The sequence below is a fragment of the Nosocomiicoccus massiliensis genome (assembly GCF_000438455.1).
In the GTDB taxonomy this organism is placed as follows: domain Bacteria; phylum Bacillota; class Bacilli; order Staphylococcales; family Salinicoccaceae; genus Nosocomiicoccus; species Nosocomiicoccus massiliensis.
In genome coordinates, this window is record NZ_CAVG010000014.1 from 1 (window position 1) to 2,360 (window position 2,360).

A 2,360-nucleotide genomic window follows, 5' to 3' on the forward strand; every position below is an offset into this window, starting at 1 on the left:
TCATTAAACTTGCATCAACAGAAACATCATTTAATTTCTCTCTCAAACGTTTAATATGTGTGTCGACTGTTCGTAAATCACCGTAAAACTCATAATTCCAAACTTCTTTTAACAGTTCTTTACGATCGAATACTTTGTCTGGATTTTCGGCTAAAAATAGTAATAACTCGTACTCTTTCGGCGTTAAATTTACATATTGCCCATCTACCGTTACTTTGTGTGCATCGTTATCGATTTCTAAATGCTCATAGACGATAATGTCGCGACTGGATGAATCAAACTTCATATACGCAGTTTCTGATGAACGTTTTAAAATAGCTTTAGTTCTCTGTAACACTTCTCGTGGAGAGAATGGCTTTTTAACATAATCATCAGCCCCCGCTTCAAAACCTTCTAATACGTCATTTTCTTCACCTTTGGCAGTTAATAAGAGAATCGGTGTTGATTTATGCATTCTTAGCTCTCTCGTCACTTCAAACCCATCTTTACCAGGCATCATTACATCTAAAATAATCAAATCAAAGTCTTCATTCATTGCAAGTTCTAAAGCATCGTCACCATTATCTGCTTCTGTAATTTCATAATCATCTGCTTCTAAATATAAGATGACGAGTTTACGAATTCTTTCTTCATCATCTACAACCAATACTTTACGTTTCGACATTTCGTCACCTCTTTAAGCGTATGAATGTAAGCCTGCGACAATTAAGTTAATTGCGACTAAGTTGAATAAGATTAAGAAAAATCCTGCAACGGCTAACCACGCTGATTTTTCACCTTCGTACCCTCTATTAATACGTAAGTGTAAGAAAATTGTATAGAACATAAACGTAATAAACGCCCATGTTTCTTTCGGGTCCCAGCCCCAGAATCTACTCCAAGCTGCTTGTGCCCAAATTGCTGCGAAGAAAATACCACCTAATGCAAATAATGGGAAACCGATAATCACTGAACGATATCCAATGTCGTCCATTAAGTTTAAGTCGGCTTTATTTGCAACTGGTTTAAGTAATGTGTAAATACGTCTTCTTAAAATGAGTCGTAATAACCCATAAACTATTAAACCGACACCGATAGACCATATTACCGTATTTAATGAATGAGCTTTTATGATCGGTGGCACTTCAATACCTGTTGTAAAGTGCTCTGTACGGTCGTATTCATTATTTCCTAAATGCTCAACTGGAATTGAGTCTTTGTAGTTAATTAAGCTCGGTAAATTATACGTTACAACGGATTCATTACCTTGCTGATTAACATAGAAGAAGTCTGCTTCATATTTCACGACACCGCGCATAATAACCATCATTAACATAAATGTCACAATGACGATTATAAAATACGTAATTGCTTCTAAGAAAAATGATCTCCAAGACTTTTCATTTGCAGGAATAATTTTTAGTAAATAAATGAACCCTGCAACGGCACTCATCGATAAGATTCCGTAAGAAATCGTTACTGTAATTACGTGAATTGCTAGCCAGTTACTTTGTAACGCTGGAATAAGTGGTGCTACATCTGTTGAGAATAATGCACCATACCAGAGTAATAACAACGAAACCGGAATCGCAAACAATCCAAAAACTTTCGTTTTATAGTAGTGATACGTTACTAAGTATCCAAAAATTAGCATGATAGAGAACATCGCAATAAATTCAAAAAGGTTAGATACAGGCGCATGTCCAGTTGCAAGCCATCTAAACACAAAATAAGTGAGTTCTAATACAAATGCGATCGTAACAATCCAAATTGCTATATTCGCATATCGTGCTGATCGTTTAGAACTAATACTCATACCAAGTGGTACGAGTGATATAAGTAATAATATAAATCCAATAAACATTGAGATGTTACTGATCTTTAATAGTAAATGATCGGTCATAACCATTATCCTTTCATTCGTTCATTATGAACTTTAGAGTCGCTATCTTCTACATAGCCTAAATTATATTTATCGAGAATTTCATTGATCTCTTTTGTAATACTGTAGTAGTTACGATTCGTATGTGCTGCAAGTGTAAGACCATTATCTGTATTAATCCATATACGTCTATGGTTCACATATGAACCGATAAACACACCGATTAAGAAAATAACAAAACCTGCACCGATTAAGAACATAGTTTTATCTTTCTTAAGTGTTAATACACTGACAACTTCGTTTTCCATCGAAACAAATTTAATACTGTATTTATTATCTTTAGAAATATCTGTCGTATTCTGAATTTGAATGAGAGAATACTCCTCGCTACCATCACTGTCATTAACTTCAAATAAGAATGCAGGATTTCGTGGAACAGGTGTGTTAGAAATTAACGTTCCGTTATTACCTACTCCAGCATAGTCTGGTGCAAACGACC

At 34.9% G+C, this 2,360-nt stretch carries 3 protein-coding genes; all 3 read right to left on the reverse strand.

The features are described from left to right. Window positions 1-664, reverse strand: a 664-nt coding sequence (locus tag TJ68_RS00455; RefSeq protein ID WP_040928155.1) for a response regulator transcription factor, incomplete at its 3' end; no start/stop codon positions are given. A gap of 12 nt (window positions 665-676) precedes the next feature. Further along, on the reverse strand, window positions 677-1,882 hold the full coding sequence (gene ccsB / locus TJ68_RS00460) for a c-type cytochrome biogenesis protein CcsB (protein WP_040928156.1): 1,206 nt from the start codon (window positions 1,880-1,882) through the stop codon (window positions 677-679). A 5-nt stretch (window positions 1,883-1,887) separates the two neighbouring features. After that, window positions 1,888-2,360: cytochrome c biogenesis ResB family protein (locus tag TJ68_RS00465; protein ID WP_040928157.1), on the reverse strand; the 473-nt coding region annotated here is incomplete at its 5' end.

What these genes read in the sequence shown, in the direction of transcription:
- ccsB (WP_040928156.1), bottom strand. Translation starts at nt 1,882, where the DNA reads ATGACCGATCATTTACTATTAAAGATCAGTAACATCTCAATGTTTATT.